The sequence below is a fragment of the Citrobacter telavivensis genome (assembly GCF_041807075.1).
Classification (GTDB): Bacteria; Pseudomonadota; Gammaproteobacteria; order Enterobacterales; family Enterobacteriaceae; genus Citrobacter_A; species Citrobacter_A telavivensis.
This window is the reverse complement of the sequence record NZ_JBGUBF010000005.1, coordinates 134,961-160,009: the sequence shown is the minus strand read 5'-3', so window position 1 is coordinate 160,009 and position 25,049 is coordinate 134,961. Positions and strand designations below refer to the sequence as shown.

At 55.5% G+C, this 25,049-nt stretch carries 21 protein-coding genes; 10 read left to right on the top strand and 11 right to left on the bottom strand.

Features of this window, described 5'->3' with window-relative positions; all coding sequences use genetic code 11:
- Positions 1-81 precede the first annotated feature (81 nt).
- Both tal and tkt read left to right on the top strand, forming a co-directional pair.
- The gene (gene tal / locus ACERJC_RS19390; protein WP_373672286.1) at positions 82-1,032 is read left to right on the top strand and encodes a transaldolase; all 951 of its coding nucleotides are present in this window, start codon (positions 82-84) and stop codon (positions 1,030-1,032) included.
- A 20-nt stretch (positions 1,033-1,052) separates the two neighbouring features.
- Entirely contained in the window at positions 1,053-3,047 is a 1,995-nt protein-coding gene (gene tkt / locus ACERJC_RS19385; protein WP_373672285.1) for a transketolase, read from the top strand.
- Between the two features lie 97 nt (positions 3,048-3,144).
- Here tkt and ACERJC_RS19380 read toward each other — a convergent pair whose 3' ends face one another.
- The 3 genes from ACERJC_RS19380 to aegA form a co-directional block, all read right to left on the bottom strand.
- Complete coding sequence (locus tag ACERJC_RS19380) at positions 3,145-4,185, bottom strand: DUF1176 domain-containing protein (protein ID WP_373672284.1); 1,041 nt, start codon at positions 4,183-4,185, stop codon at positions 3,145-3,147.
- 125 nt (positions 4,186-4,310) lie between these two features.
- Positions 4,311-4,886: a GDP-mannose pyrophosphatase NudK gene (nudK, locus tag ACERJC_RS19375; protein ID WP_152403019.1), complete on the bottom strand. Its 576-nt coding sequence runs from the start codon at positions 4,884-4,886 to the stop codon at positions 4,311-4,313.
- Positions 4,887-4,941: 55 nt separating this feature from the next.
- A complete protein-coding gene (aegA, locus tag ACERJC_RS19370) occupies positions 4,942-6,921 on the bottom strand; it encodes a formate-dependent uric acid utilization protein AegA (RefSeq protein WP_373672283.1) in 1,980 nt (659 codons plus the stop codon).
- A gap of 212 nt (positions 6,922-7,133) precedes the next feature.
- Here aegA and narQ point away from each other — a divergent pair, with 212 nt between their 5' ends.
- Positions 7,134-8,840, top strand: coding sequence for a nitrate/nitrite two-component system sensor histidine kinase NarQ (gene narQ / locus ACERJC_RS19365; protein WP_373672282.1), 1,707 nt, complete (start codon positions 7,134-7,136; stop codon positions 8,838-8,840).
- Positions 8,841-9,008: 168 nt separating this feature from the next.
- Positions 9,009-12,122 (top strand): multidrug efflux RND transporter permease AcrD, encoded by a 3,114-nt coding sequence (gene acrD, locus ACERJC_RS19360; protein ID WP_373672281.1) that lies wholly within the window; start codon positions 9,009-9,011, stop codon positions 12,120-12,122.
- Positions 12,123-12,215: 93 nt separating this feature from the next.
- Here acrD and ypfM read toward each other — a convergent pair whose 3' ends face one another.
- Positions 12,216-12,275, bottom strand: a complete 60-nt coding sequence (gene ypfM, locus ACERJC_RS19355) for a protein YpfM (RefSeq protein ID WP_001386977.1) — start codon at positions 12,273-12,275, stop codon at positions 12,216-12,218.
- Between the two features lie 389 nt (positions 12,276-12,664).
- Between ypfM and ACERJC_RS19350 the strand changes: the two genes are divergently transcribed.
- The 3 genes from ACERJC_RS19350 to ACERJC_RS19340 are packed head-to-tail and all read left to right on the top strand — an operon-like array spanning position 12,665 to position 14,379.
- On the top strand, positions 12,665-13,021 hold the full coding sequence (locus tag ACERJC_RS19350) for an ArsC family reductase (protein ID WP_061074938.1): 357 nt from the start codon (positions 12,665-12,667) through the stop codon (positions 13,019-13,021).
- Positions 13,022-13,024: 3 nt separating this feature from the next.
- On the top strand, positions 13,025-14,152 hold the full coding sequence (gene dapE, locus ACERJC_RS19345; RefSeq protein ID WP_373672280.1) for a succinyl-diaminopimelate desuccinylase: 1,128 nt from the start codon (positions 13,025-13,027) through the stop codon (positions 14,150-14,152).
- Positions 14,153-14,178: 26 nt separating this feature from the next.
- Positions 14,179-14,379, top strand: coding sequence for a YpfN family protein (locus tag ACERJC_RS19340; RefSeq protein ID WP_012906607.1), 201 nt, complete (start codon positions 14,179-14,181; stop codon positions 14,377-14,379).
- A gap of 36 nt (positions 14,380-14,415) precedes the next feature.
- On the opposite strand, the gene ypfH is transcribed toward ACERJC_RS19340, so the two are convergent.
- From ypfH to dapA, 6 genes are all read right to left on the bottom strand, one after another.
- On the bottom strand, positions 14,416-15,114 hold the full coding sequence (ypfH, locus tag ACERJC_RS19335; protein WP_371894514.1) for an esterase: 699 nt from the start codon (positions 15,112-15,114) through the stop codon (positions 14,416-14,418).
- 73 nt (positions 15,115-15,187) lie between these two features.
- Positions 15,188-17,197 (bottom strand): tRNA(Met) cytidine acetyltransferase TmcA, encoded by a 2,010-nt coding sequence (locus tag ACERJC_RS19330; protein WP_373672279.1) that lies wholly within the window; start codon positions 17,195-17,197, stop codon positions 15,188-15,190.
- Positions 17,198-17,211: 14 nt separating this feature from the next.
- Complete coding sequence (ypfJ, locus tag ACERJC_RS19325; protein WP_152403003.1) at positions 17,212-18,078, bottom strand: KPN_02809 family neutral zinc metallopeptidase; 867 nt, start codon at positions 18,076-18,078, stop codon at positions 17,212-17,214.
- A gap of 125 nt (positions 18,079-18,203) precedes the next feature.
- Positions 18,204-18,917 carry a phosphoribosylaminoimidazolesuccinocarboxamide synthase gene (purC, locus tag ACERJC_RS19320; protein WP_152403001.1) on the bottom strand — a complete coding sequence of 238 codons (714 nt, stop codon included), beginning with the start codon at positions 18,915-18,917 and terminating at the stop codon, positions 18,204-18,206.
- Between the two features lie 112 nt (positions 18,918-19,029).
- Entirely contained in the window at positions 19,030-20,064 is a 1,035-nt protein-coding gene (bamC, locus tag ACERJC_RS19315) for an outer membrane protein assembly factor BamC (RefSeq protein WP_371894512.1), read from the bottom strand.
- 16 nt (positions 20,065-20,080) lie between these two features.
- The gene (gene dapA, locus ACERJC_RS19310) at positions 20,081-20,959 is read right to left on the bottom strand and encodes a 4-hydroxy-tetrahydrodipicolinate synthase (protein ID WP_042317631.1); all 879 of its coding nucleotides are present in this window, start codon (positions 20,957-20,959) and stop codon (positions 20,081-20,083) included.
- 145 nt (positions 20,960-21,104) lie between these two features.
- Here dapA and ACERJC_RS19305 point away from each other — a divergent pair, with 145 nt between their 5' ends.
- Positions 21,105-21,677 (top strand): glycine cleavage system transcriptional repressor, encoded by a 573-nt coding sequence (locus tag ACERJC_RS19305; RefSeq protein WP_199800599.1) that lies wholly within the window; start codon positions 21,105-21,107, stop codon positions 21,675-21,677.
- The gene (gene bcp, locus ACERJC_RS19300; RefSeq protein ID WP_046484951.1) at positions 21,677-22,147 is read left to right on the top strand and encodes a thioredoxin-dependent thiol peroxidase; all 471 of its coding nucleotides are present in this window, start codon (positions 21,677-21,679) and stop codon (positions 22,145-22,147) included. Before ACERJC_RS19305 ends, bcp begins: the two co-directional genes overlap by 1 nt.
- A 139-nt stretch (positions 22,148-22,286) precedes the next feature.
- Here bcp and ACERJC_RS19295 read toward each other — a convergent pair whose 3' ends face one another.
- Complete coding sequence (locus ACERJC_RS19295) at positions 22,287-23,351, bottom strand: AI-2E family transporter (RefSeq protein WP_152402997.1); 1,065 nt, start codon at positions 23,349-23,351, stop codon at positions 22,287-22,289.
- A gap of 222 nt (positions 23,352-23,573) precedes the next feature.
- On the opposite strand from ACERJC_RS19295, the gene bepA reads away from it, so the two are divergent.
- Entirely contained in the window at positions 23,574-25,037 is a 1,464-nt protein-coding gene (gene bepA, locus ACERJC_RS19290) for a beta-barrel assembly-enhancing protease (RefSeq protein ID WP_152402995.1), read from the top strand.
- The last annotated feature ends 12 nt before the right edge of the window (positions 25,038-25,049 follow it).

Genomic DNA, 25,049 nt, shown 5'->3' with positions numbered 1-25,049 from the left:
TTTGTGGTGCACCTCATGAATCTCTCAGAAGTGTGATGTTAAGCACTCACCTAACACGTTACTTTTCAAGGAGTATTTCCTATGAACCAGTTAGACGGCATCAAACAATTCACCACTGTCGTGGCCGATAGCGGTGATATTGAGTCTATTCGTCATTACCAACCCCAGGATGCCACCACCAATCCCTCCCTGCTGCTGAAGGCTGCCGGACTGGCGCATTACGCGCATCTGATTGACGATGCTCTCCAGTGGGGGAAGAAACAGGGGAAAACCCAGGAACAGCAGGTTGTCGAAGCCTGTGACAAACTGGCGGTGAATTTTGGTGCGGAAATTCTTAAAAGCATTCCGGGCCGGGTGTCGACCGAAGTGGATGCCCGCCTCTCCTTCGATCAACAAAAGAGCATCGAAAAGGCCCGCCATCTGGTGGATTTGTACCAGCAGCAGGGAATCGATAAATCCCGTATTCTGATTAAGCTGGCTTCCACCTGGGAAGGCATTCGCGCAGCGCAAGCGTTAGAGAAAGAGGGAATTAACTGCAACCTGACGCTGCTGTTTTCCTTTGCTCAGGCCCGCGCCTGCGCCGAAGCGGGCGTCTTTTTGATCTCCCCGTTTGTCGGGCGTATTTATGACTGGTATCAGGCGCGCAGCCCCATGGATCCGTACGTTGTAGAGGAAGATCCGGGCGTGAAGTCGGTGCGCAACATCTACGATTACTTCAAACAGCATCGCTATGAGACGATTGTCATGGGTGCCAGTTTCCGCCGCACTGAACAGATCCTCGCGCTGGCCGGCTGCGATCGCCTGACGATCGCCCCCAATCTCCTGAAAGAACTGCAGGAAAAAGAAGAATCGGTCGTGCGCAAGCTGGTGCCGTCTTCACAAACCTTCCATCGCCCCGCCCCCATGAGTGAAGCCGAATTCCGCTGGGAGCATAACCAGGATGCGATGGCGGTGGAGAAACTCTCTGACGGTATCCGTCTGTTCGCCGTTGACCAACGCAAACTGGAAGACCTGCTTGCAGCCAAACTCTAAATCTTGCCACGGAGTGTTCTATGTCCCGTAAAGACCTTGCTAATGCCATTCGTGCGCTCAGTATGGACGCTGTTCAGAAAGCCAATTCCGGCCATCCCGGCGCGCCGATGGGAATGGCGGATATCGCCGAAGTCCTGTGGAACGACTTCCTCCGCCACAACCCGACCGATCCGAGCTGGTACGATCGCGACCGTTTTATTCTCTCTAACGGTCATGCCTCAATGCTGCTCTACAGCCTGCTGCACCTGACAGGTTACGATCTGCCGATTGAAGAGCTGAAAAACTTCCGCCAGTTACATTCCAGAACGCCGGGGCACCCGGAAATCGGCTATACGCCGGGGGTGGAAACCACGACCGGGCCACTGGGTCAGGGGCTGGCGAACGCCGTCGGTTTAGCCATTGCCGAACGCACGCTGGCGGCGCAGTTCAACCAGCCGGGTCACGAGATTGTCGATCATTTCACGTATGTGTTTATGGGCGACGGCTGCCTGATGGAAGGCATTTCGCATGAGGTCTGCTCGCTGGCGGGAACGCTGGGACTGGGCAAGCTGATCGGCTTTTACGATAGCAACGGTATCTCCATTGATGGTGAAACCGACGGCTGGTTTACCGATGACACGGGCAAACGCTTTGAGGCCTACCACTGGCACGTCATCCACGACATCGACGGTCATGACCCGCAAGCGGTGAAGAAAGCGATTCAGGAAGCGCAGAGCGTGAAGGACAAACCCTCGCTGATAATCTGCCGGACGGTGATTGGCTTTGGCTCGCCGAACAAAGCGGGCAAAGAGGAATCCCACGGCGCAGCGCTGGGCGAAGAGGAAGTAGCGCTGACGCGACAGAAACTGGGCTGGCACCACCCGGCGTTTGAGATCCCAAAAGAGATTTATCGCGCCTGGGACGCCCGTGAAAAAGGCGAGAAAGCGCAGCAGCACTGGAATGAAAAATTCGCCGCTTATCAGAAAGCGCATCCGGAGCTGGCCGCCGAGTTCACGCGCCGCATGACCGGCGGTCTGCCCGAGGCGTGGGAAAAGACCACGCAGAAATACATCAACGAACTTCAGGCGAATCCTGCCAAAATCGCCACCCGCAAGGCATCGCAAAATGCCCTCAACGTCTACGGTCCGCTCCTGCCGGAACTGTTAGGCGGTTCGGCGGACCTTGCGCCGAGTAACCTGACAATCTGGAAAGGTTCGACCTCATTGAAAGAGGATCTGGCGGGTAATTACATTCACTATGGCGTGCGTGAATTTGGCATGACTGCCATCGCCAACGGCATCGCCCATCACGGTGGATTCGTGCCCTATACCGCCACCTTCCTGATGTTCGTCGAATATGCGCGCAATGCGGCGCGCATGGCGGCGCTGATGAAGGCGCGGCAGATTATGGTGTATACCCATGACTCTATCGGCCTGGGGGAAGATGGCCCGACGCACCAGGCGGTGGAACAACTGGCCAGCCTGCGTCTGACACCCAATTTCAGCACCTGGCGACCATGCGATCAGGTTGAAGCGGCGGTGGGCTGGAAGCTGGCCGTCGAGCGTCATGATGGCCCAACGGCGCTGATCCTGTCACGACAGAACCTGGCACAGGTTGAACGCACGCCGGAGCAGGTGAACGCGATCGCCCGCGGCGGTTATGTGCTCAAAGATGGCGGCGGTAAACCAGATATCATCCTGATAGCCACCGGTTCGGAAATGGAGATAACCCTGCTGGCCGCAGAGAAACTCACCGGTGAAGGGCGCAATGTCCGCGTGGTTTCCCTGCCCTCAACGGATATTTTCGATGCCCAGGACGAGGCATACCGCGAGTCGGTTCTGCCGTCGAACGTCAGCGCGCGCGTCGCGGTTGAAGCCGGTATCGCCGATTACTGGTACAAATATGTGGGCTTAAAAGGGGCGATTGTCGGCATGACCGGTTACGGTGAATCTGCGCCGGCAGAGAAGCTGTTCCCTTACTTCGGCTTTACCGTTGAGAACATTGTCGAGAAAGCACACAAGGTTTTGAACGCCTGATGTATGCAACGCCGGATGACGACGCTAACGCGTCTTATCCGGCCTACGAAAAGCTATCTGTAGGTCGGATAAGACGCAGTCGCCATCCGACAGAAAATCAACGCGTGATCCATAGCGTGGGCCAGGCATCTGGCCCATGCCAGCCATCACAGCTCGGCTCTTCGGCATAACGCACCAGACGAAAACGCTGGCCGTCAAAACGCCAGCGCGTCTGGATGCCACAATCCGTTAATCCCCGCCCCTTTGCCAGAGTGACCAGTTCGCGCGACTTCTCATCAAACATGGCGTTCATCAACTCCATGTCATTGCTTTCCGCACCGCTGTTGAACGGTAAACGCAGCCGCACGGCGTGTGAGGCCAGCGGTTTTTTACGCGACACGATCCACGCCAGATCGATAGTGTTATACGCCCCGGCTTCACAGGCAATCATCAGCAAGGCTTTGTCATCAGTAAGGGCGGTCACCCGCACCTCGCGGCGTGAAGGATCGAGTGAACACTTGATGCCGTTCATTCGCCAGTTGCCGTAATCAAGAAGGTCGTTGCGTTCGTCGAGGGAGAGCGGTGTTGGCGTCGGGTTAACGACGGCTACGCCTTTCAGCGCCGGGGCGGGCGGAACGCTGAGCGGTGGATCGTTACCTTTCTCAATCCACGCCGTTTCACTGCCTACCCGCTTTTGCTGCGCGTCGATGAACAACAGCGCGGCTTTCAGCCCGGCCAGCGAAATTATCTGATTGCCCTTTTGCAGGGTGACTGCCTTCCCGTCCTGAATCGTCGCCAGAAATTCTGCAATGGTTGTCGTGTCGTCCGTCATCAGGTGCCACGACGTTATTCGCCAGTGTTCCGGGCTCAGCGCCAGCGGTTTGCCGTCCAGCAACAGACGGGGCGCAATGTCCGCTTCATTGGACGGCGCGGTCAATCCGCCAAGATCGAGGCGCAGGACAGCATCGGTATGCGCCCCGGCGCTGCGACTCAGGGTCATCACCAGCCCGCCGTGTTCCCCGGTGTTACGCGCGACGCAAAAATTCTGGTTATTACAGGTTACCTGCCAGTCAGAAAAGGCCTGTTGCGCGGGCGCGGCCCACAGCAAGCTGGCCGGAATCAGACCGAGCAGGAAAAGGAAAATAACGCGATAGCGCATGGACGGTAATAACCCCAGAAGTCAAACGAACAACACAGGTCGTATCTTCGTTGTGCTGTTCACCATGCTCAATCGGATTTGTCGGATAGATTCAATAATTCGTAAAGAAATATAAACCTTATTTATCAATCCATTAAATGAGAGGATTGCAAATAGTTGAGCAATAACACGGTCTTACCGTCTCGTATCTCACCGGTTTTAATCATCTCCAGCGCCTGGGTAAACGGCAGTTCCAGCACGGCAATATCTTCATCTTCAACGCCGCCACCTGCACTGGCGCGCTGACTTTCGCTGTATTCGGCAATAAAGAAGTGAATCAGCTCCGTCACGCCGCCGGGGGACATGTATAGCTCAAAGAGCTTACGCACCTCGCCCACTTCATAGCCCGTCTCTTCAATGGCCTCTTTGCGAATGCAGGCTTCGGGTTCATCGTTGTCCAGTAATCCGGCGCAGGTTTCAATCAACTGCCCGCTTTCGTTACCGTTCACCCATGTCGCTACGCGGAATTGACGAATCAGCACGACGGTCTTTTTCTCTGCGTTATACAGCAGAATCGTTGCCCCATTGCCGCGATCGTACACTTCGCGTTTGTGGCGGATGACCTCGCCGTTCGAGCGGGTGAGATCGTAAGTGATATTGCGCAGGATGAAATAATTATCAGAAAGGACTTTGTCTTTAACCAGGGTGATTTTTTGCGACATACCGGCTCCACAGCGTAAGAAGAGAAATCATACTACGCCGTGAAGCCGGTTTTGGTTAGTGAGATTTCACCGAATTAATGCCCAGCCAGTCGATGATGCCCTGCGCGGCATGACGTCCTTCCGCCATTGCCGTAACCACCAGGTCGGCGCCGCGAACCGCATCGCCACCGGCAAAGATCTTCGGGTTACTGGTCTGATACCGGTACGCGCTCTCGACGTTTGCCGCGATGCGTCCCCAGCTATCCACCTGGACACCGTGGGTCTCCAGCCACGGCATCCCGTGCGGATGGAAACCAAACGCCATGATCACGGCGTCTGCCGGCATCACAAACTCGCTGCCTGCGATCGGCACCGGACGGCGGCGTCCCTGGGAATCCGGCTCACCTAATTGCGTACGCAGGAAACGAATGCCGCAAACGCGCCCGTCCGCGCTCAGTTCCAGATCGACCGGTTGCACGTTGAACTCGAAGTTAGCCCCTTCTTCGCGCGCGTTTTTCACCTCTTTTTTCGAACCCGGCATGTTGGCTTCATCGCGACGATAGGCGCAGGTTACCTGACTTGCGCCATGACGCAGCGCGGTACGCACGCAGTCCATCGCCGTATCACCGCCGCCCAGCACCACCACGTTGAGTCCGGCGGTGTCGATGTACGGTTCTTCTGGATGTTCGTCCAGCCCCATCACCTGTTTGGTATTGGCAATCAGGAACGGCAGCGCGTCGTAGACGCCCGGTGCATCCTCATTGGGCAGGTCAGCCTTCATCGAACGATAGGTTCCTACGCCGACAAACACGGCGTCGTAATCTTCCAGCAACGCCTCCATTTTCACGTCGCTGCCCACTTCACAGTTCAGCTCAAAATGGATCCCCATTGCGCTGAAGATTTCCCGACGGCGCGCCAGCAGTGATTTATCCAGTTTGAAGGCCGGGATGCCAAAGGTCAGCAGCCCGCCGATTTCCGGGTGGCGGTCAAAAACGGTGGCGCTGACGCCGTGACGCGCCAGCACATCCGCGCAGGCAAGCCCTGCCGGGCCGGCACCAATAATCGCCACGCGCTTATCAACCTTCTGGACATGGCTCAGATCCGGGCGCCAGCCTTTACCCAACGCACGGTCAGAGATGTAGCGTTCAATGTTACCGATCGTCACCGCTCCATGCTCGTCGCGCACCGTACAGGCCCCTTCGCACAGTCGATCCTGCGGACAGACGCGCCCGGTAATTTCCGGCAAGCAGTTCGTCTGGTGAGACAGTTCTACCGCCGCATCAATATTCCCGGCTTTCACCAGTTCAATCCACTGGGGGATGTGGTTATGCAGCGGGCAGGTCCATTCGCAAATGCTGTGTTCACCGCACTTCAGGCAGCGAGAGGCCTCCTGTTCCGCCTGAGCCGTACGAAAGGGCAGATAGATTTCGTCAAAGCTGACTTTTCGCGCGTCGATAGCCAGTTTATCCGGCTCCCCGCGCGCAGGCGTCGCGTGCATTTGCTCAATTTTGCTCATCCCGGGGGAGGCCGTCGCCGTCGCATCCGCATGCCAGGGCTGATTCTCCTGCCGGGCTGTACGTAAACGTCGCGCTTTTGCCAGTCGGGTTAACGTCCCTTCCGTCACCAGTTGCAGCGCGTCAGCAGGACAGTTTTCCACACAGGCCGGTCCATTTTCCCGCCCCTGACAGAGGTCGCATTTATGCGCCGTCGCTTTGACCTGATCTTTGGCGACGGGCGTCAGGACTATCTGCATCGTGCCAAACGGACAGGCCACTACGCAGGATTTACAGCCGATACACTTTTGCTGATTAACCTGCACGCTGTCGTTGACGTGGCTTATTGCCCCATTCGGACAACTGCGGGCGCAAGGAGCATCTTCGCAATGGTGGCAGGTCACCGCACTCCGCTGATGCTGATGCTTGATGACAGTGATCCGGGGCTGGTAGTGACGTTGGCTAAGGACATGTTGCTCTTCATTGTGGGCCAAGACACAAGCCACTTCACAGGCATGGCATCCCAGGCACTGTTGGCTGTTGGCCATAATAAAACGGTTCATGGCGACCTTCTTTTTTGGTTGTAAAAACCTTATTCTTTATATAAGTGTTGTTATTAACCGACTGACCACACGTCGGCAATGTTCATTTGCCCAGGAAGCGCAACTATTTCTACAGAACCTGTGGCAGATCAATTTATTTCAGCCCAGGTGAAATTACGTTTCAGATCTGCGAGGGATTTTCACCGTAAGCACTTTTAAAGGAAATTACGCGTGTGATCGTCAAACGCCCTGTCTCGGCCAGTCTGGCCCGGGCCTTTTTTTACATTGTCCTGCTCTCGATTCTCTCGACCGGCGTTGCGCTACTGACGCTGGCAAGCAGCTTGCGGGATGCCGAAGCCATTAACGTGGCGGGTTCTTTGCGCATGCAGAGCTATCGTCTGGGGTACGATCTGCAAAGCCAAAGCCCGCAGTTAAACGCCCATCGTCAACTCTTTCAGCAGGCATTAAACTCACCGGCATTAAACAATTTGAATGCCTGGTATGTGCCTCAGGCGGTGAAAGGACGCTACGCGCAACTGCATGCCAACTGGCTGGAAATGAACAACCGCCTGATCGACGGCGACCTGCAGTGGTATCAGGACAACATTAACGCCTACGTCGATAAGATCGATCTCTTCGTGCTGGCATTGCAACACTATGCCGAACGCAAAGTGATGCTGGTGGTGGGGATCTCGCTGGCGGGCGGTTTCGGGATCTTTACCCTCGTCTTCTTCACCCTGCGAAGTATTCGTCATCAGGTTGTGCGCCCGCTTAATCAGTTGGTAATGGCCAGTCAGCGCATTGAACACGGTCAGTTTGATTCACCGCCGCTGGACACGCACCTCCCCAATGAACTGGGGCTGCTGGCAAAAACCTTTAATCAGATGTCGAGCGAACTGCACAAGCTGTATCGCTCGCTGGAAGCAACGGTCGAAGAAAAGACCCACGATCTCCATGAAGCCAAACGTCGTCTGGAAGTGCTGTACCAGTGCTCTCAGGCGCTGAATACCAGTCAGATTGATGTGCACTGCTTCCGTCATATTTTGCAGATTGTCCGTGATAACGAAGCGGCGCAATTCCTCGAACTTACCGTCGGTGAAAACTGGCGCATCAGCGAGGGCGAAAAACAGACCAACCTGCCCATGCAAATCCTGCCGGTAACCATGCAGGAGACGGTCTACGGCGAGCTGCACTGGCAAAGTCAGCATGTCGCCAGCGCGATCCCGCTGTTAAATAGCGTATCGACAATGCTGGGCCGCGGCCTGTACTTCAACCACGCGCAGAAACACTTCCAGCAACTGTTGCTGATGGAGGAACGCGCCACCATTGCCCGCGAGCTGCATGATTCGCTGGCGCAGGTGCTCTCGTATCTGCGCATTCAGTTGACGCTGCTCAAACGCGCCATTCCGGAAGATAACGCCCCGGCGCAGGCCATTATGGATGATTTCTCGCGGGCGCTGAACGATGCCTATCGTCAGTTGCGAGAACTGCTGACCACCTTCCGCCTGACGTTACAGCAGGCTGATTTACCTTCTGCCCTGCATGAGATGCTCGAAGCGCTGCAGGGACAGACTGCGGCTAAACTCTCTCTGGACTGCCGCCTGCCGACACTGGCTCTCGACGCGCAGATGCAGGTCCATTTATTGCAGATTATCCGTGAAGCGGTGCTCAACGCGATGAAGCACGCCAATGCCAGTGAGATTGCCGTCAGCTGTGTGACGGCACCTGATGGTAATCACACGGTGTATATCCGCGATAACGGAGTGGGCATCGGCGAGCCTAACGAACCTGCGGGGCATTATGGCCTGAACATTATGCGCGAGCGTGCGGAACGTCTTGGCGGTACATTAAGTTTCTCGCAGCCTTCCGGCGGCGGGACGTTAGTGAGCATTAGCTTTCGCTCGACGGAATCAGAAGAGGACGCGAGTCATCTGACATAAATTCGCACAAAACCGGACGTGAGCGTGCGGGAAGCTGACAAACGCTGTAATCAGGCATGATAATTTACATTATCTCCTTTTTTTCTCCACGTTTGGCTCGTACCTTCCCGCTACAGTGAAGCAAGTCATACCTATAAAGATATGTAGAATAATGAGGTCCTCTTTCTGATGGCGAATTTCTTTATCGATCGCCCCATATTTGCCTGGGTGCTGGCTATCCTGTTGTGTCTGACAGGTACCCTGGCTATTTTCTCGTTGCCGGTGGAACAATATCCGGATCTGGCGCCGCCAAACGTGCGCATCACCGCGAACTATCCCGGTGCCTCCGCGCAAACGCTGGAAAACACCGTCACCCAGGTCATTGAACAGAACATGACCGGCCTCGATAATCTGATGTACATGTCATCGCAAAGCAGCGGTACTGGACAAGCGTCGGTGACGCTGAGCTTCGTTGCCGGCACCGATCCGGATGAAGCCGTACAGCAGGTCCAGAATCAGCTGCAGTCAGCGATGCGTAAACTACCGCAGGCGGTACAGAACCAGGGCGTGACGGTACGTAAGACCGGGGATACCAACATCCTGACGATTGCCTTTGTCTCCACTGACGGTTCGATGGATAAGCAGGATATTGCGGACTACGTTGCCAGTAATATTCAGGATCCACTCAGCCGGGTGAACGGCGTCGGCGATATCGATGCCTACGGCTCGCAATATTCCATGCGCATCTGGCTGGATCCGGCCAGGCTCAACAGTTTCCAGATGACCGCGAAAGATGTCACTGACGCCATTGAGTCGCAAAACGCGCAGATCGCCGTCGGACAGTTAGGTGGAACCCCTTCCATTGATACCCAAGCGCTGAACGCCACCATTAACGCCCAGTCGCTGCTGCAAACGCCGGAACAGTTTCGCGCCATTACGCTGCGCGTCAATCAGGATGGTTCAGAAGTGACCCTGGGCGATGTCGCCACCGTCGAAATGGGGGCTGAGAAGTATGACTATCTCAGCCGCTTCAATGGCAATGCGGCGTCCGGGCTTGGGGTTAAACTGGCGTCGGGAGCCAACGAAATGTCCACCGCGACGCAGGTGATTAAGCGCCTTGATGAGCTGGCGCAATACTTCCCGCACGGTCTGGAGTACAAGGTGGCCTATGAAACCACCTCTTTCGTTAAAGCCTCCATTGAAGACGTGGTGAAAACGTTGCTGGAAGCCATCGCGCTGGTATTCCTCGTGATGTACCTGTTCCTGCAAAATTTCCGCGCCACATTGATCCCGACGATTGCCGTACCGGTGGTGCTGATGGGCACCTTCTCGGTGCTCTATGCCTTCGGTTACAGCATCAACACCCTGACCATGTTTGCGATGGTACTGGCGATTGGACTGCTGGTGGATGACGCCATCGTGGTGGTGGAAAACGTCGAGCGTATTATGAGTGAGGAAGGTCTCACGCCGCGCGAGGCGACACGAAAATCGATGGGACAAATTCAGGGCGCGCTGGTCGGTATCGCGATGGTGCTGTCAGCCGTCTTTGTGCCGATGGCCTTCTTTGGCGGGACCACCGGGGCAATCTATCGTCAGTTCTCCATTACCATTGTGGCGGCAATGGTGCTTTCCGTTCTGGTGGCGATGATCCTCACCCCTGCCCTGTGCGCCACCTTGCTTAAACCGCTGCACAAAGGCGAGCATCACGGGCAAACCGGTTTCTTCGGCTGGTTTAACCGCACCTTCAACCGTAACGCCGAGCGTTACGAGAAAGGCGTAGCCAAAATTCTGCATCGCAGCCTGCGCTGGATCCTGATCTATGTGTTGCTGCTTGGCGCGATGGTGGTTCTGTTCCTGCGTCTGCCAACCTCGTTCCTGCCGCTGGAAGACCGCGGCATGTTTACCACGTCGATTCAGTTGCCGAGTGGCTCTACGCAGCAGCAAACCTTAAAAGTGGTGCAGGAAGTCGAGAAATATTACTCCACCCACGAAAAAGATAACGTCCAGTCCGTGTTTGCGACAGTCGGTTCCGGGCCGGGTGGCAACGGTCAGAACGTGGCGCGTATGTTCGTACGCCTGAAAGACTGGGGCGAACGCGACTCCACCACCGGCACCTCGTTTGCCATTATCGAACGTGCGACGAAGGCTTTTAACAAAATCAAAGAGGCGCGCGTATTCGCCAGCAGCCCGCCAGCCATCAGCGGTCTCGGCAGTTCCGCAGGCTTTGACATGGAACTGCAGGATCACGCCGGTGCCGGTCATGACGCCTTAATGGCCGCACGCGACCAGTTGATTCGTCTGGCGTCGCAGGATAGCGCCCTGACCCGTGTGCGCCACAACGGTCTGGACGACAGCCCACAGTTGCAAATTGATGTCGACCAGCGCAAAGCCCAGGCGCTGGGCGTATCCATTGACGATATCAACGATACGTTGCAGACCGCCTGGGGGTCGAGCTACGTCAACGACTTTATGGATCGCGGCCGCGTGAAGAAGGTTTACGTCCAGGCTGCTGCGAAATACCGCATGCTGCCAGACGATATCAACCTGTGGTACGTGCGCAATAACAGCGGCGGCATGGTGCCTTTCTCTGCCTTCGCCACCTCACGCTGGGAGACCGGTTCTCCGCGCCTGGAGCGCTACAACGGCTATTCTGCCATCGAGATTGTCGGTGAAGCTGCGCCCGGTGTGAGCACCGGGACGGCGATGGATGTGATGGAGTCGCTGGTGCGTCAGTTGCCAACCGGATTTGGTCTGGAATGGACTGCCATGTCCTACCAGGAGCGGCTCTCCGGGGCGCAGGCACCGGCCCTGTATGCCATTTCTCTGCTGGTGGTATTCCTGTGCCTGGCCGCGCTGTATGAAAGCTGGTCGGTACCGTTCTCGGTTATGCTGGTGGTGCCGCTGGGGGTCATTGGTGCGCTGCTCGCTACCTGGATGCGCGGTTTGGAAAACGATGTCTATTTCCAGGTCGGGCTACTGACGGTCATTGGTCTCTCCGCCAAAAACGCCATTCTGATCGTTGAATTTGCCAATGAGATGAACGAGAAAGGACACGATCTTCTGGATGCGACGCTGCACGCCTGTCGGCAGCGCTTACGTCCGATCCTGATGACCTCGCTGGCGTTTATCTTCGGCGTGCTGCCGATGGCTATCAGCAACGGGGCAGGTTCCGGCGGTCAACACGCCGTCGGGACGGGCGTCATGGGCGGGATGATCTCGGCAACGGTGCTGGCTATCTATTTTGTGCCACTGTTCTTCGTCCTGGTCCGTCGCCGTTTCCCATTGAAACCGCGCCAGGAATAAGCGATAAAAAAAGGCGACCTGCCAACGGGTCGCCCTTTCTGTGTGATGAATCTCACACGGTATGTTCTGTTATTTGGTCATCCTTCCAGAAATTTATTTGCGAAGCATCACTTCAATAAAATCTTTCCAGTTCCCCAGTTCGCGTTCAATCATAACAACCTCTGCTTTTTATTATGGGCATTCTACAAAAATATTATCTCCTGGTGAAGACAAATTAACCAATTGCTGTGATTACATCCTCCGGGGTGTGGGGTAATGTCATCACTATGGCGCGCTACCCATAAATTTTATGTGACATACAGCAATAATTCGACACAATCATACGTTATCTGGTACTCCTTCAATTTTGATTAAAAAACAGGTGGCTGCAAGTGGGAAATTCCGAATTTTGATTAAGCCGTAAATCTCCCCGGATTCAGGAATTATTATTCACATTACTTCAACAATGTTATATTTACCGATCACGATTAAATGACAAAATGTATTATCGGACGTAACGATATTGATGACTATATAGTCAATTTACGTTAATAAGGATGCAAATGATTACCCTCTACGGTATTAAAAATTGCGACACCATTAAAAAGGCCCGCCGTTGGCTGGAAGCGCGTGGCATTGACTACCGTTTTCACGATTATCGTGTCGATGGTCTGGACAACACACTTCTCACTTCATTTATCAATGAATTAGGTTGGGAGTCGCTTCTCAACACCCGTGGAACAACGTGGCGCAAGCTGGACGAAACCACGCGCAGTCACATCACCGATGCAGCGTCTGCCGCCGCATTAATGACTGAAATGCCGGCGATCATCAAACGCCCATTGCTCTGCGCGCCCGGTAAGCCTATGCTGCTGGGTTTTAGTGAATCCAGTTATCAGCAGTTTTTTGACGAGGTGTAGTCTATGTCGTGCCCGGTTATTGAGCTGACACAGCAGCTTATTCGCCGCCCTTCCCTGAGCCCGGATGATGCGGGATGTCAGGCGTTGATGATTGAACGCCTGCGCGCGCTCGGTTTTACCGTTGAGCGTATGGATTTTGCGGATACACAGAATTTTTGGGCATGGCGCGGACAGGGTGAGACGCTGGCGTTTGCCGGCCACACCGACGTTGTGCCAGCGGGCGATGCCGATCGCTGGATCAATCCGCCTTTCGAGCCAACCATTCGCGACGGGATGTTGTTCGGTCGCGGCGCGGCGGACATGAAAGGTTCGCTGGCGGCCATGGTGGTGGCGGCTGAGCGCTTTGTCGCTCAGCACCCGACCCACAAAGGGCGTCTGGCGTTTCTGATAACCTCAGATGAAGAGGCCAGCGCAAAAAACGGCACCGTCAAGGTGGTCGAGGCGTTGATGGCGCGTAATGAGCGCCTGGATTACTGCCTGGTCGGCGAACCCTCAAGCACCGAAGTGGTTGGTGATGTCGTCAAGAACGGTCGTCGCGGCTCGCTGACCTGCAACCTGACCATTCATGGCGTGCAGGGGCACGTCGCCTATCCGCATCTGGCGGATAACCCGGTACACCGCGCCGCGCCAATGCTCAATGAGCTGGTAAACATTGAGTGGGATCAGGGCAATGAATTTTTCCCGGCCACCAGTATGCAGATTGCCAACGTCCAGGCTGGCACCGGTAGCAATAACGTCATCCCCGGGGAACTGTTCGTGCAGTTCAACTTCCGTTTCAGTACCGAACTGACCGATGAGATGATCAAAGCGCGGGTGCACGCGCTGCTCGAAAAACATCAGTTGCGCTATACGGTAGACTGGTGGCTCTCCGGTCAGCCGTTCCTGACCGATCGCGGGAAGCTGGTGGATGCCGTCGTGAACGCCATCGAGCACTATAATGAAATTAAACCGCAGTTGCTGACCACGGGCGGTACGTCTGATGGACGGTTTATCGCTCGCATGGGAGCACAGGTCGTGGAGCTGGGTCCGGTGAATGCCACTATTCATAAAATCAATGAATGCGTGAACGCCGCCGACCTGCAGCTACTTGCCCGTATGTATCAACGTATTATGGAACAACTCGTCGCCTGACGAGGTTCCTGCAAGAGGTAACGCGCATGGACTGGTTGGCAAAATATTGGTGGATTCTGGTGTTGGTGTTTTTGGTAGGTGTGCTGCTGAACGTGATCAAGGATCTCAAACGCGTCGACCACAAAAAATTCCTCGCCAATAAGCCGGAACTTCCTCCGCATCGTGACTTTAACGATAAGTGGGATGACGACGACGATTGGCCGAAGAAAGACCAACCGAAGAAATAACCAAAGGCCGGAAGGGATCCCTTCCGGCCTTGTCTTTTAGATCATCTCAATCACGTCATCATCGTTTGGCGTACCGCCGCTGAGCGCTTCATCAAAGTAGTGCTTCGGCACGGTATAGCGCAAATGATCGAGGGCAAACTGCATGCTACGGTCGTCTATCGCGTGACCGAGGTCTTCCACGATATCCAGCGTGACATCTCCGCCTACACTTAACAGCGCGTCCTGAGCGGCCACCGCATGCGAAAGTTCAATCACCCGATCTTCACCACCGTGGATCAGATGGAAAGTGGTGGCGGTCGGCGCGGTTTCCGGCAGGCTGGCATAGCGTCCGTTAAACGCAATCACCCGCGAGGCAAGGCCCGGCTCGGCTTTGATGCTCTCCAGCGCCATAATCGCCCCCTGAGAGAAACCAATCAGCGCCGTGGCATTTGCCCCTACGCCACTCTGTTTTTGCCAGTAGCGCACCGTTTCGATAAACACCGGCATGATCGCGTCAATCCGCGCCTGGCGATTCTCTTCCGTCACCCCTTGCACTGAAAACCACTGACGCCCGGATGCCGGACCGCTTGGCTCAACGCCACCGATGCTGACCACCAGCGCGTCCGGGAAGAGAGGGGCAAACCACGAACCGATCTCACCCATTGCGACGGGGTTATCGCCCACGCCATGAAACAGCAGCAACAGCTGTTGAGCAGGTTGGGTCGGACTTTGAACAACAAAATGGTCATGTTTCATGGCGGTCTCCTTAACTGATGCCGTTAATTCTACGCTGCTCAATCGCAATGACCATGCCAGAAAATTGAAGGAGTTAGTGAAAAAATTGCCATTGCAGAATGCGATTACGGTCATGATCGGTCCGCTCGGGGTCCAGCGCGGTTAACGCCTGCGTCGCCTCTTCTCGCTGACGCTTCAACAGTGCTTTACGCCCTGAAAGGCACAACGTCAGACAGAGCTCTGCATCGCTAAGCCGCGCTTGCAGGCTGCCCCGCAGCGCCGGTAACGGCAGCGTGCTGGTCGCCAGCAGGCGGCTCAAACCGCCAAGCGAGGTCAACAACGGACGATGTGCGAAGGCAAACCCCGCCAGCGTCAGCCAGTCATCTTCATTAAGCGTAGTCGTTTTCAACGGCTCAACCGGAATCGCCTCCCCATTCCACCGCGCAAGCATGTCGGCATCGCGACGTAAGCGGTGATGCTCATATTCAGCCAGACGTCTTCCCGCCGCGTTTAGCGGCAGGAGTGCCATTGCGGTATAGCAGCCGCTGCTGGCCTCCCTGTGATTCCCTACGCGCACCAGGATGAAACCGCAGCGCTGCCAGAAGCGCCACAGCTCAGGCGTATAGCCAAAGCTAACGGAAAGGTAGTCACAGTTTGCCGCATGAGCCTGCGCGATCAGCTGCTGTCCAATACCCTCGCGCTGACGTCCCGGATGGACGGCGATGCGGCTGATCCGACGACCAGTCAAGGTAGCCGCCAGCGGATCGCCGCCGTGCGCCGCCAGCGACTGCGCGACAAGATTCCCCCGAGGTCGCCGAAATCCCGCCCAGACGGCCTGGCTGAGTTCGGGAGCAAGGCCGCCTTCCTCAACCAGCCAAAGCGCCCCGACGATTTGCCCCTCACAGGCGGCGTTGAAAAAATGCTGGCCCGGCGCATCCATCATTCGGCGTAGATCCAGTGGAGAGGTGCGGTAATGCGCCCCGGAAAGCAGTCGATAGACCGCCAGAGGCATTTCCGGCCTTGTATGCCAGGCGTCCTGTTCGAAAGGGGCAATCGTAATGCTGCCCTGCGGCGTGGCCGCAAAACGGTCATCATCAAAAACCAGCGCGTCGCTGACCCATTTCTCCAGCGGGCAGCCCTGCGCCCAGCGAACGGGTTGCCGGAGTTCATAACGCTGTAGTTTTGGAAAGCGGGCGCAGAACTTCAACAAAAAGCCGCGTCCGGTACCTTCGTAGCCTTGTACCGTTGTGGTCAACAGAGTGCGCGGGAAACGGGAAACAAGGCGCAGAAGGAGCGGCGCGGGGATCGCCGCGGCTTCGTCTACCACCAACCAGTCGGCGCGCACCTCCGTACTCAGCAGCGCATCCGGTGCCATAAAGCAGAAGTTGTCGCCGGCAAACTGAGCCAGCACGTCCGTTGCCGCTTTTGCCGGCGCGGTCACGATAGCGCTGCCCTTGATGCGCGAAATCAACTGCCCCGCCAGCGCCGATTTACCGCGCCCACGCGCGGCGGTGACCGTGGCGATCCCTTCGGGCATCTGTAACAACTGCGCCAGAATAGCCGCCTGTTCAGGCAGCGGCGCACCGGTTGCGGACTGCCAGTGGGGACGTTCAGGAAAATGGGGTACACAAAACGGCTGAGACTGCTGCCAGCACAGCGTCTGCTCATCCGCCGCAATGAGTCGACGGATGTGATGGATAAAATGGGGAGTCGCAATAGGTTGCGCGCAGTCGCTCCAGCGCAGCGAATCCGTATCAGGACAGTGATGCCAGCGCGCCAGTGGCGGCGCGACTAGCACCAGCCAACTGCCCGCTCGCAGCGTTCCGCTTAACGCGGCAAAGGCCGCCGCATCAAACCCTGCCAGCGCATCGAAGATGGCATGGCGGAATTCGCGCCCCAGGAGCGTTTGCAGCGCCAGCGGCGTGCAGCAGGGTTCAGCGGACGCATCAGGGGAAACCCATAGCCAGTCGCCGGGTAATGTGTCACGCAGGCGCTGCGCCTGTTCATGACACCAGGACGCCTCGCCGCTCAGCACCAGCAGACGACGAATCCCCTCCCGGGTCATTTGTGCGGTTAACGCATTCAGCGCGGTATAACCAGACATCCCTGCCTCAGAAGTTAAAAACCTTTGCCAAAGGTATTACATTGCGCCGGGTTGCCGCTATCAAAACCGCGCTTAAACCAGCTATAGCGCTGCTCTGACGTTCCATGGGTGAAACTGTCCGGAACGACGCGGCCCTGACTTTGCTGCTGGAGACGATCGTCACCAATCGCTTCGGCGGCATTCAGCGCCTCTTCCAGATCGCCAGACTCCAGAACGCCCTGCTGCTGCATACTGTTACCCCAGACGCCAGCAAAGCAGTCCGCCTGCAGTTCCATACGCACAGAGAGTTGGTTGACTTCCGCCTGCGAAGCGTTCTGCTGCATCTGACGTACTTTCGGTTCGATGCCCAGCAGTTTCTGGACGTGATGTCCCACTTCGTGAGCAATCACATAGCCCTGAGCGAAATCCCCCTCCGCGCCCAGTTTTTCTTTCATGTCATCGTAGAAGGAGAGATCGATATAGACCGTGCCATCCGCCGGGCAGTAAAACGGTCCCATAATGGATTGTCCGGTACCGCAACCGGTACGCGTCGCCCCACGGTACATCACGAGTTTTGGCGGTTGGTAGGTGCGGCCCATTTTTTCAAACTGTTGACCCCAGGAGTCTTCCGTTGTCGCCAGAATCACCGAGGTAAATTTTGCCGCTTCGTCTTCATTCGGGCTAATGGAACGCGAAGACTGCTGCGGTGAGACCGGTTGTCCCGTCATCAGTCCCGTTAAATCGACACCGTAATACCCGGCAACCAGCACGACGATGAGCAGAATAATCCCGCCTTTGCCGCTCGGCAGACGAAACCCTGGCCCGCCCAGAGAAGGACCGCCACCCGAGTTGCTGCGCCTGTCTTCCACATTGTCACTTTCACGACGCCCTTGCCAGCGCATACTCACCTCAACAATATATTCGTTATGATGATGATCGTAGGCGGTTCAGCGCAAGATTACCACAGGAAAGCGCGATTGAAGTGCGCAGAGCAGGCCGGAGAATGTTCCCCGGCCCGAAAGGCGAGTTAGTCGAGATTCACACCCAGACGACGTGCGACGGTTTCATAGGCTTCAATCAGGCCACCCAGGCTCTGACGGAAACGGTCTTTGTCCATTTTTTCGAGGGTCTCTTTATCCCACAGACGGCTGCCGTCCGGAGAGAATTCATCACCGAGAACCACTTCGCCTTTGTACAGACCGAACTCCAGTTTGAAGTCGACGAGGATCAGCCCCGCGTCATCGAACAGTTTTTTCAGCACGTCATTCGCTTTATAGGTCAGCTCTTTCATTCGTGCCAGATTCTCTTTGCTCACCCAACCAAAGGTTTCGCAGTAGGAATCGTTGACCATCGGGTCATGCATTGCATCGTTTTTCAGGAACAGGTCGAATAACGGCGGATTCAGTTCGATGCCCTCTTCAATACCCAGACGTTTAACCAGAGAGCCTGCCGCACGGTTACGCACCACGCACTCGACCGGCACCATATCCAGCTTTTTCACCAGACATTCGGTATCGGAAAGCAGTCGCTCCATCTGCGTCGGGATACCCGCTTCGGCCAGTTTGGTCATGATGAAATAATTAAACTTATTATTTACCATGCCTTTACGATCAAACTGCTCAATGCGTGCGCCATCCCCTGCTGACGTATCATTGCGGAATTCGAGCACCAACAGGTCCGGGTTTTCCGTGCTGTATACGGTCTTCGCTTTACCACGATACAACTCAGCTTGCTTTTGCATCTTCATTACTCCTGGGTGTGATCATTTGTATTCAAAACGGGGAATATTATGCCACGCACACGTTTGCGTAGCACGGAAATAAAAAGGGCCGGATTTCTCCAGCCCTGTTTTTTTACTTGCTAAACGCTGCCTGGAAGATAGCAACCAGCGCGTCGTTCTGGCTCTGCGTCAGGGTATGCCCCTTCGGATCGATAAACTGCAAGCTGCTGCGGTTATCTAAATCACCGACCTGCAGTTTGTAGTCACCGGAAGAGAGCCCAGGATCGCGAGCGCCCAGTTCCTGCCAGCCGCTGTCGGACAGCGGTTTGTAGGTTACTGCCAGGCTCCCCTGCGAACGCGTGCTGTCGGTCACTTTCATACCGACTTTCTCCAGTACTGCCGGGAGGCGCTGCCAAACGGCGTTGAACGGACCACGCACCACCAGCATCGGTAAACCGGTGTCATCGGCGGCGCTCTGCACGTCCATCGTAGCGGTAGAACGGTTCTGCGCGGCATTCGCGGCATCTGTCGCGGTCTTATCGAGCCCCGCAGAAATCACGTTCATCATCTCAGTGCTGTAACGCTGCAGTGAAGCGGCGTCCGCAACAGGCTTACCAGCCTGCTCAAGGTTCACCAGTTTCACCATCACCGCCTGCTGATAGCCCTGCGGTTTAACCGAGATTTGATAACGACCACGATACTGCTCGTCTTCGTCCAGACGGTTCCAGTCAATCCAGTCTGTCGTCAGCGTCTGGCTGGCATCATCACGTTTTTCAATCGTGTAGTTTTTAGACTGAATCACGCTGACCACCTGCGGCCACAACGTATTTCCACGCCCATTTTCCACCAGCAGCGTTGCAGTATCGCCCGCAAACTGGGTCCGGGCCCCGGAGACCAGCGCCAGCGGCTGTGCCGGCGGACGGATATCCAGCGCTTTTCCTACCGCACCACTGCCGTTGGTGACCGGAATGTTGTAGTCGCTCGTGGTCACCGGCAAAATCATACCGGCAGGCGCATGAAGTTCAGCAAGCGGTGCGGCTTCCAGATAGGATTCATCACCACTCACCTGGCGCTTGTAGCGCGAGTCAGAACTACAGGCCGCGAGCAGCAAAACAAGCGAAACACCCGCAACCCTGGCCAGGCGCGACTTTTGTACTGAGTAAGCCATCAAATCTCCCTAAACTTTACAGCAAACCGGCATGCTTGAGCGCCGCTTTGACAATTTCACGACCATTGTCCGTGATCGGTGTCATCGGCAAGCGCAGCGTATCGGTCGCCACAAGGCCCAACGCCTTACATGCCCATTTCACTGGGATAGGGTTGGGTTCGACAAACAGTTTGTTATGTAACGGCATCAGACGCTGGTTAATGGCACGCGCCTCGGCAAAGTGCCCTTCCGCTGCCAGTTTGCACATTTCCGCCATGTCACGCGCCGCAACGTTAGACGTCACGGAGATCACGCCATGACCGCCTAACTGCATAAAATCCATCGCGGTCGCGTCATCGCCGCTGAGCAGCAGAAAATCATCTGAAACCAGCTCTTTGATCTGGTGAACCCGACTTAAGTTCCCTGTCGCCTCTTTAATTGCGACAATATTTTTTAATTCCGCCAGACGGCCAACGGTTTCCGGCAGCATATCGCAACCGGTACGGGATGGCACATTATACAGAATTTGTGGCAGGTCAGTATGTTCAGCGATGGCTTTGAAATGCTGGAACAGACCTTCCTGAGTCGGACGGTTATAGTAAGGCGTCACCGTCAGACAGCCGACAATCCCGCTGTCATTGAAACGCTGCGTCAGACTAATGGCTTCTGCGGTCGCGTTTGCGCCCGTTCCGGCAATCACCGGGATACGTCCATCAGCCAGCTCCAGCGTCATCATCACCACGTCGCCATGTTCGTCATGACTCAGCGTGGCAGACTCACCGGTGGTGCCAACAGAAACGATCGCCGAGGTGCCGCTGGCGACATGATAATCAATCAGTTTTTTCAGGCTTGACCGGCAGACATTACCTTTTTCATCCATCGGTGTAACAAGCGCGACAATACTTCCCGTGAACATGGGCCATCCTCTGTGCAAACAAGTGTCTCAATGTTACGTTTGGTACGACAATAAAAGCAAGCGACGAGAGCCCTTCTGATTGTTGTATGCAGGTTTTTTTTATGCTTTCCTTATGATTACCCCACCTCTCAAAGGAAGAACAGGTTTGACACCTTCATCGCAACATTACCTGGTTATTACTGCGCTGGGTGCCGATCGCCCGGGAATTGTGAACACGATCACCCGCCATGTCAGCAGTTGCGGCTGTAATATCGAAGACAGTCGCCTGGCCATGTTGGGCGATGAGTTTACGTTTATCATGCTGCTGTCGGGTACCTGGAATGCCATCACCCTGATCGAATCGACCCTGCCGTTGAAAGGTGCAGAGCTGGATTTACTGATTGTGATGAAACGTACGACGGCGCATCCCCGCCCGCCAATGCCGGCAACGGTATGGGTACAGGTTGATGTGCCGGATTCGCCACATTTAATTGAACGATTTACGGCCCTGTTCGATAACCATCGTATGAACATCGCGGAACTGGTTTCGCGCACGCAACCTGCTGAAAATGATAAGGTGGCGCAGTTATACATCCAGATTACCGCCCACAGTCCGGCGTCAGATGATGCTGCAAATATTGAGCAGGCCTTCAAAGCACTATGTACAGAACTCAATGCACAAGGCAGTATTAACGTTGTTAATTATTCACAACATGATGAACAGGATGGAGTTAAGTAATGAATCCACTGAAAGCCGGTGACATCGCACCGAAATTTAGCTTGCCGGATCAAGACGGGGAACAAGTAAATTTGACCGACTTCCAGGGACAGCGTGTGCTGGTCTATTTCTATCCGAAAGCCATGACGCCAGGCTGTACCGTTCAGGCCTGTGGCCTGCGAGATAACATGGATGAGCTGAAAAAAGCGGGTGTGGACGTGCTGGGTATCAGCACGGATAAACCTGAAAAGCTTTCCCGTTTTGCCGAAAAAGAGCTGCTTAACTTTACCCTGCTGTCCGACGAGGATCATCAGGTCTGCGAGCAGTTTGGCGTCTGGGGCGAGAAATCCTTTATGGGGAAAACCTATGACGGGATCCATCGCATCAGCTTCCTGATTGACGCGAACGGCAAGGTTGAACACGTTTTCGATGATTTCAAAACCAGCAATCACCACGATGTGGTGCTGAACTGGCTGAAAGAAAACGCCTGATTTTCGCGCTGCCGGATGACGGCTAACGTTCTGTCCGGCCTACAGTTTGTAGGCCGGGTAATTTGCTGCCTGTTCAAACGTCCTTTTTACGCACGCCTTTTTATCTCGCACCATCCGTTTATCTTTCGCCCGGAGCGCATTACGACTCGTCAACAACCTGCGCATCCGGCCAGGCATGGACAACGGCCTTGATGAGAGTTGCCAACGGAATAGCGAAGAAAACCCCCCAAAATCCCCACAGTCCGCCAAAGATCACTACCGACAGGATAATCACCAGCGGATGCAGATTGACCGCTTCAGAAAACAGCACCGGCACCAGCAGGTTGCCGTCCAGCGCCTGGATAATCAAATAGACGGCGAAACAACTCCAGAATTCGGTCCCCAGACCAAACTGGAACAGCGCCACGCCAACCACTGGGATGGTCACCACAAAAGCGCCGATATAGGGGATGAGCACAGAAAACCCTACCAACACAGCCAGCAGCAGCGAGTAGTTCAGGCCAAACAGCAGGAAACCAAGCCAGGTGGCCACGCCCACCACCATCATCTCCAGCACTTTACCGCGAATATAGTTGGTAATTTGCTGGTTCATCTCCTTCCAGACCTGTCCTGCCAGACCGCGATTGCGCGGTAGCACGCGACGCACGGCGTTCAACATCTGATCTTTGTCTTTAACGAGAAAGAACACCATTAGCGGCACCAGCACCAGATAAACTGCCAGAGTCAGCAAGCCGACCAGAGAGGCCAGCGAATACTTCACCACCGAATCGCCCATCGTCAGCATGCGAGTGCGCATGTTTTCCGCCATGGCATCGATGATGCCCGCATCCATTAAGGCCGGATAACGACGCGGCAGGGTGGCGGCAAAATCCGACAGTTTATTCAACATGCCGGGCATGTCGCGAATCAGTAAGATCCCCTGTTGCCATGCCACTGGCATCACCACAAAGGCCATGAGCAATAGAATGCCGACAAATACAATCAGCACAAGAGAGGTCGCCCAGCGGCGCGAGCAGCCGATGGCTTCGAGACGCACCGTTGGCCATTCCAGCAGATAAGCCAGCACAATGGCGACCAGCAGCGGCGCCAGTAATCCGCTAAAAAAGAAAAGAATGCCAAACCCGGCGACCAGAATAACCAGCAAGGCAATCGCCTCGGGGTCGCTAAAGCGACGGCGATACCATTGCATCAACATTTCGAGCATAAAACCTTCCCTGAACCTCAATAGCGGGATTGCGATCCCGAATTGTATCGAAATGTCACAAAAAAGACTTCGCTTTTTATTGCTGATTCTGGAAACTGAAAAGTCATTTGTTCAGGGTATTCATCGACAAATTTCGCCGTTACACTGCCTGTGTCGGCTAAACGGAACGATACAGCCCGGCATCGGTCAAATGACTATCTCAAAGAAAACAGGACAGAGGTTATGTTCAGGCAGTTCAAGAAAAACCTGGTGGCGACCCTCATTGCCGCGCTGACCCTGGGTCAGGTGGCTCCCGCGTTCGCAGACTCCGCGGACAACCTGCCGGACATGGGAACCTCGGCGGCCAGCACGCTCTCCATCGGGCAGGAAATGCAGATGGGAGATTATTATGTACGCCAGTTGCGCGGCAGCGCGCCGCTGATTAACGATCCGCTACTGGTTCAGTACATTAATAGCTTAGGTATGCGTCTGGTTTCACACGCCGATTCGGTTAAGACGCCTTTCCATTTCTTTTTGATCAATAACGATGAAATCAACGCCTTTGCTTTTTTTGGCGGTAACGTCGTGCTGCACTCCGCGCTGTTTCGCTATTCCGACAACGAAAGTCAGCTCGCCTCCGTCATGGCGCACGAAATCTCACACGTCACCCAGCGCCACCTGGCGCGCGCCATGGAAGATCAGAAACGCAACGCACCGCTGACCTGGGTTGGCGCACTAGGCTCCATTCTGTTAGCGATGGCTAACCCACAGGCCGGGATGGCCGCACTCACCGGTACGCTGGCGGGAAGTCGTCAGGGGATGATCAGTTTTACCCAGCAGAACGAACAGGAAGCCGACCGTATCGGCATTCAGGTCTTACAACGTTCCGGATTCGATCCGCAGGCAATGCCAACCTTCCTGGAAAAACTGCTCGACCAGGCGCGTTACTCCTCTCGTCCGCCTGAAATTTTGCTGACCCACCCCCTGCCAGAAAGCCGTCTCTCGGATACCCGCAACCGCGCAAACCAGATGCGTCCGGTGGTCGTGCAATCCTCTGAAGATTTCTACCTGGCGAAAGCGCGAACGCTGGGAATGTATAATTCCGGGCGCAACCAACTGACCAGCGACATGCTGGACGAGTGGGCAAAAGGGAATGTCCGACAACAGCGCGCGGCGCAGTATGGTCGTGCGTTACAGGCGATGGAAGCCAGTAAATACGACGACGCTCGCAAAGCGCTGCAACCGCTGCTGTCTGCAGAACCGAATAACGCCTGGTATCTGGATCTGGCAACCGATATCGACCTCGGACAGAAGAAAACCAACGACGCCATTGCCCGACTGAAAAAGGCGCGTGATTTGCGCGTCAACCCGGTCCTGCAACTCAACCTTGCAAACGCCCTGCTGCAGGGCGGTCAGCCACAAGAAGCGGCGACCATCCTCAACCGCTATACGTTTACTAACAAAGACGACGCCAACGGCTGGGATCTGCTGGCACAGGCGGAAGCGGCGCTGTTTAACCGCGATCAGGAACTGGCCGCCCGTGCGGAAGGGTATGCGCTGGCGGGCCGTCTCGATCAGGCCATTTCGTTACTGAGCAGTGCCAGTTCGCAGGTGAAACTGGGTAGCCAACAGCAGGCACGTTACGATGCGCGCATCGACCAGTTACGCCAGTTGCAGGAACGCTTTAAGCCGTACACGAAAATGTAATAAGGACTTACC

Bases quoted from the DNA above. Each gene is read 5' to 3' on its own strand.
- purC (WP_152403001.1), bottom strand. From the start codon at position 18,917: ATGCAAAAGCAAGCTGAGTTGTATCGTGGTAAAGCGAAGACCGTATAC.
- dapE (WP_373672280.1), top strand. From the start codon at position 13,025: ATGTCGTGCCCGGTTATTGAGCTGACACAGCAGCTTATTCGCCGCCCT.
- tal (WP_373672286.1), top strand. From the start codon at position 82: ATGAACCAGTTAGACGGCATCAAACAATTCACCACTGTCGTGGCCGAT.
- bcp (WP_046484951.1), top strand. From the start codon at position 21,677: ATGAATCCACTGAAAGCCGGTGACATCGCACCGAAATTTAGCTTGCCG.
- ypfH (WP_371894514.1), bottom strand. From the start codon at position 15,114: ATGAAACATGACCATTTTGTTGTTCAAAGTCCGACCCAACCTGCTCAA.
- ACERJC_RS19330 (WP_373672279.1), bottom strand. From the start codon at position 17,197: ATGTCTGGTTATACCGCGCTGAATGCGTTAACCGCACAAATGACCCGG.
- ACERJC_RS19295 (WP_152402997.1), bottom strand. From the start codon at position 23,351: ATGCTCGAAATGTTGATGCAATGGTATCGCCGTCGCTTTAGCGACCCC.
- nudK (WP_152403019.1), bottom strand. From the start codon at position 4,886: ATGTCGCAAAAAATCACCCTGGTTAAAGACAAAGTCCTTTCTGATAAT.
- acrD (WP_373672281.1), top strand. From the start codon at position 9,009: ATGGCGAATTTCTTTATCGATCGCCCCATATTTGCCTGGGTGCTGGCT.
- aegA (WP_373672283.1), bottom strand. From the start codon at position 6,921: ATGAACCGTTTTATTATGGCCAACAGCCAACAGTGCCTGGGATGCCAT.
- bamC (WP_371894512.1), bottom strand. From the start codon at position 20,064: ATGGCTTACTCAGTACAAAAGTCGCGCCTGGCCAGGGTTGCGGGTGTT.
- ACERJC_RS19350 (WP_061074938.1), top strand. From the start codon at position 12,665: ATGATTACCCTCTACGGTATTAAAAATTGCGACACCATTAAAAAGGCC.
- dapA (WP_042317631.1), bottom strand. From the start codon at position 20,959: ATGTTCACGGGAAGTATTGTCGCGCTTGTTACACCGATGGATGAAAAA.
- bepA (WP_152402995.1), top strand. From the start codon at position 23,574: ATGTTCAGGCAGTTCAAGAAAAACCTGGTGGCGACCCTCATTGCCGCG.
- tkt (WP_373672285.1), top strand. From the start codon at position 1,053: ATGTCCCGTAAAGACCTTGCTAATGCCATTCGTGCGCTCAGTATGGAC.
- ACERJC_RS19340 (WP_012906607.1), top strand. From the start codon at position 14,179: ATGGACTGGTTGGCAAAATATTGGTGGATTCTGGTGTTGGTGTTTTTG.
- ACERJC_RS19380 (WP_373672284.1), bottom strand. From the start codon at position 4,185: ATGCGCTATCGCGTTATTTTCCTTTTCCTGCTCGGTCTGATTCCGGCC.
- ypfJ (WP_152403003.1), bottom strand. From the start codon at position 18,078: ATGCGCTGGCAAGGGCGTCGTGAAAGTGACAATGTGGAAGACAGGCGC.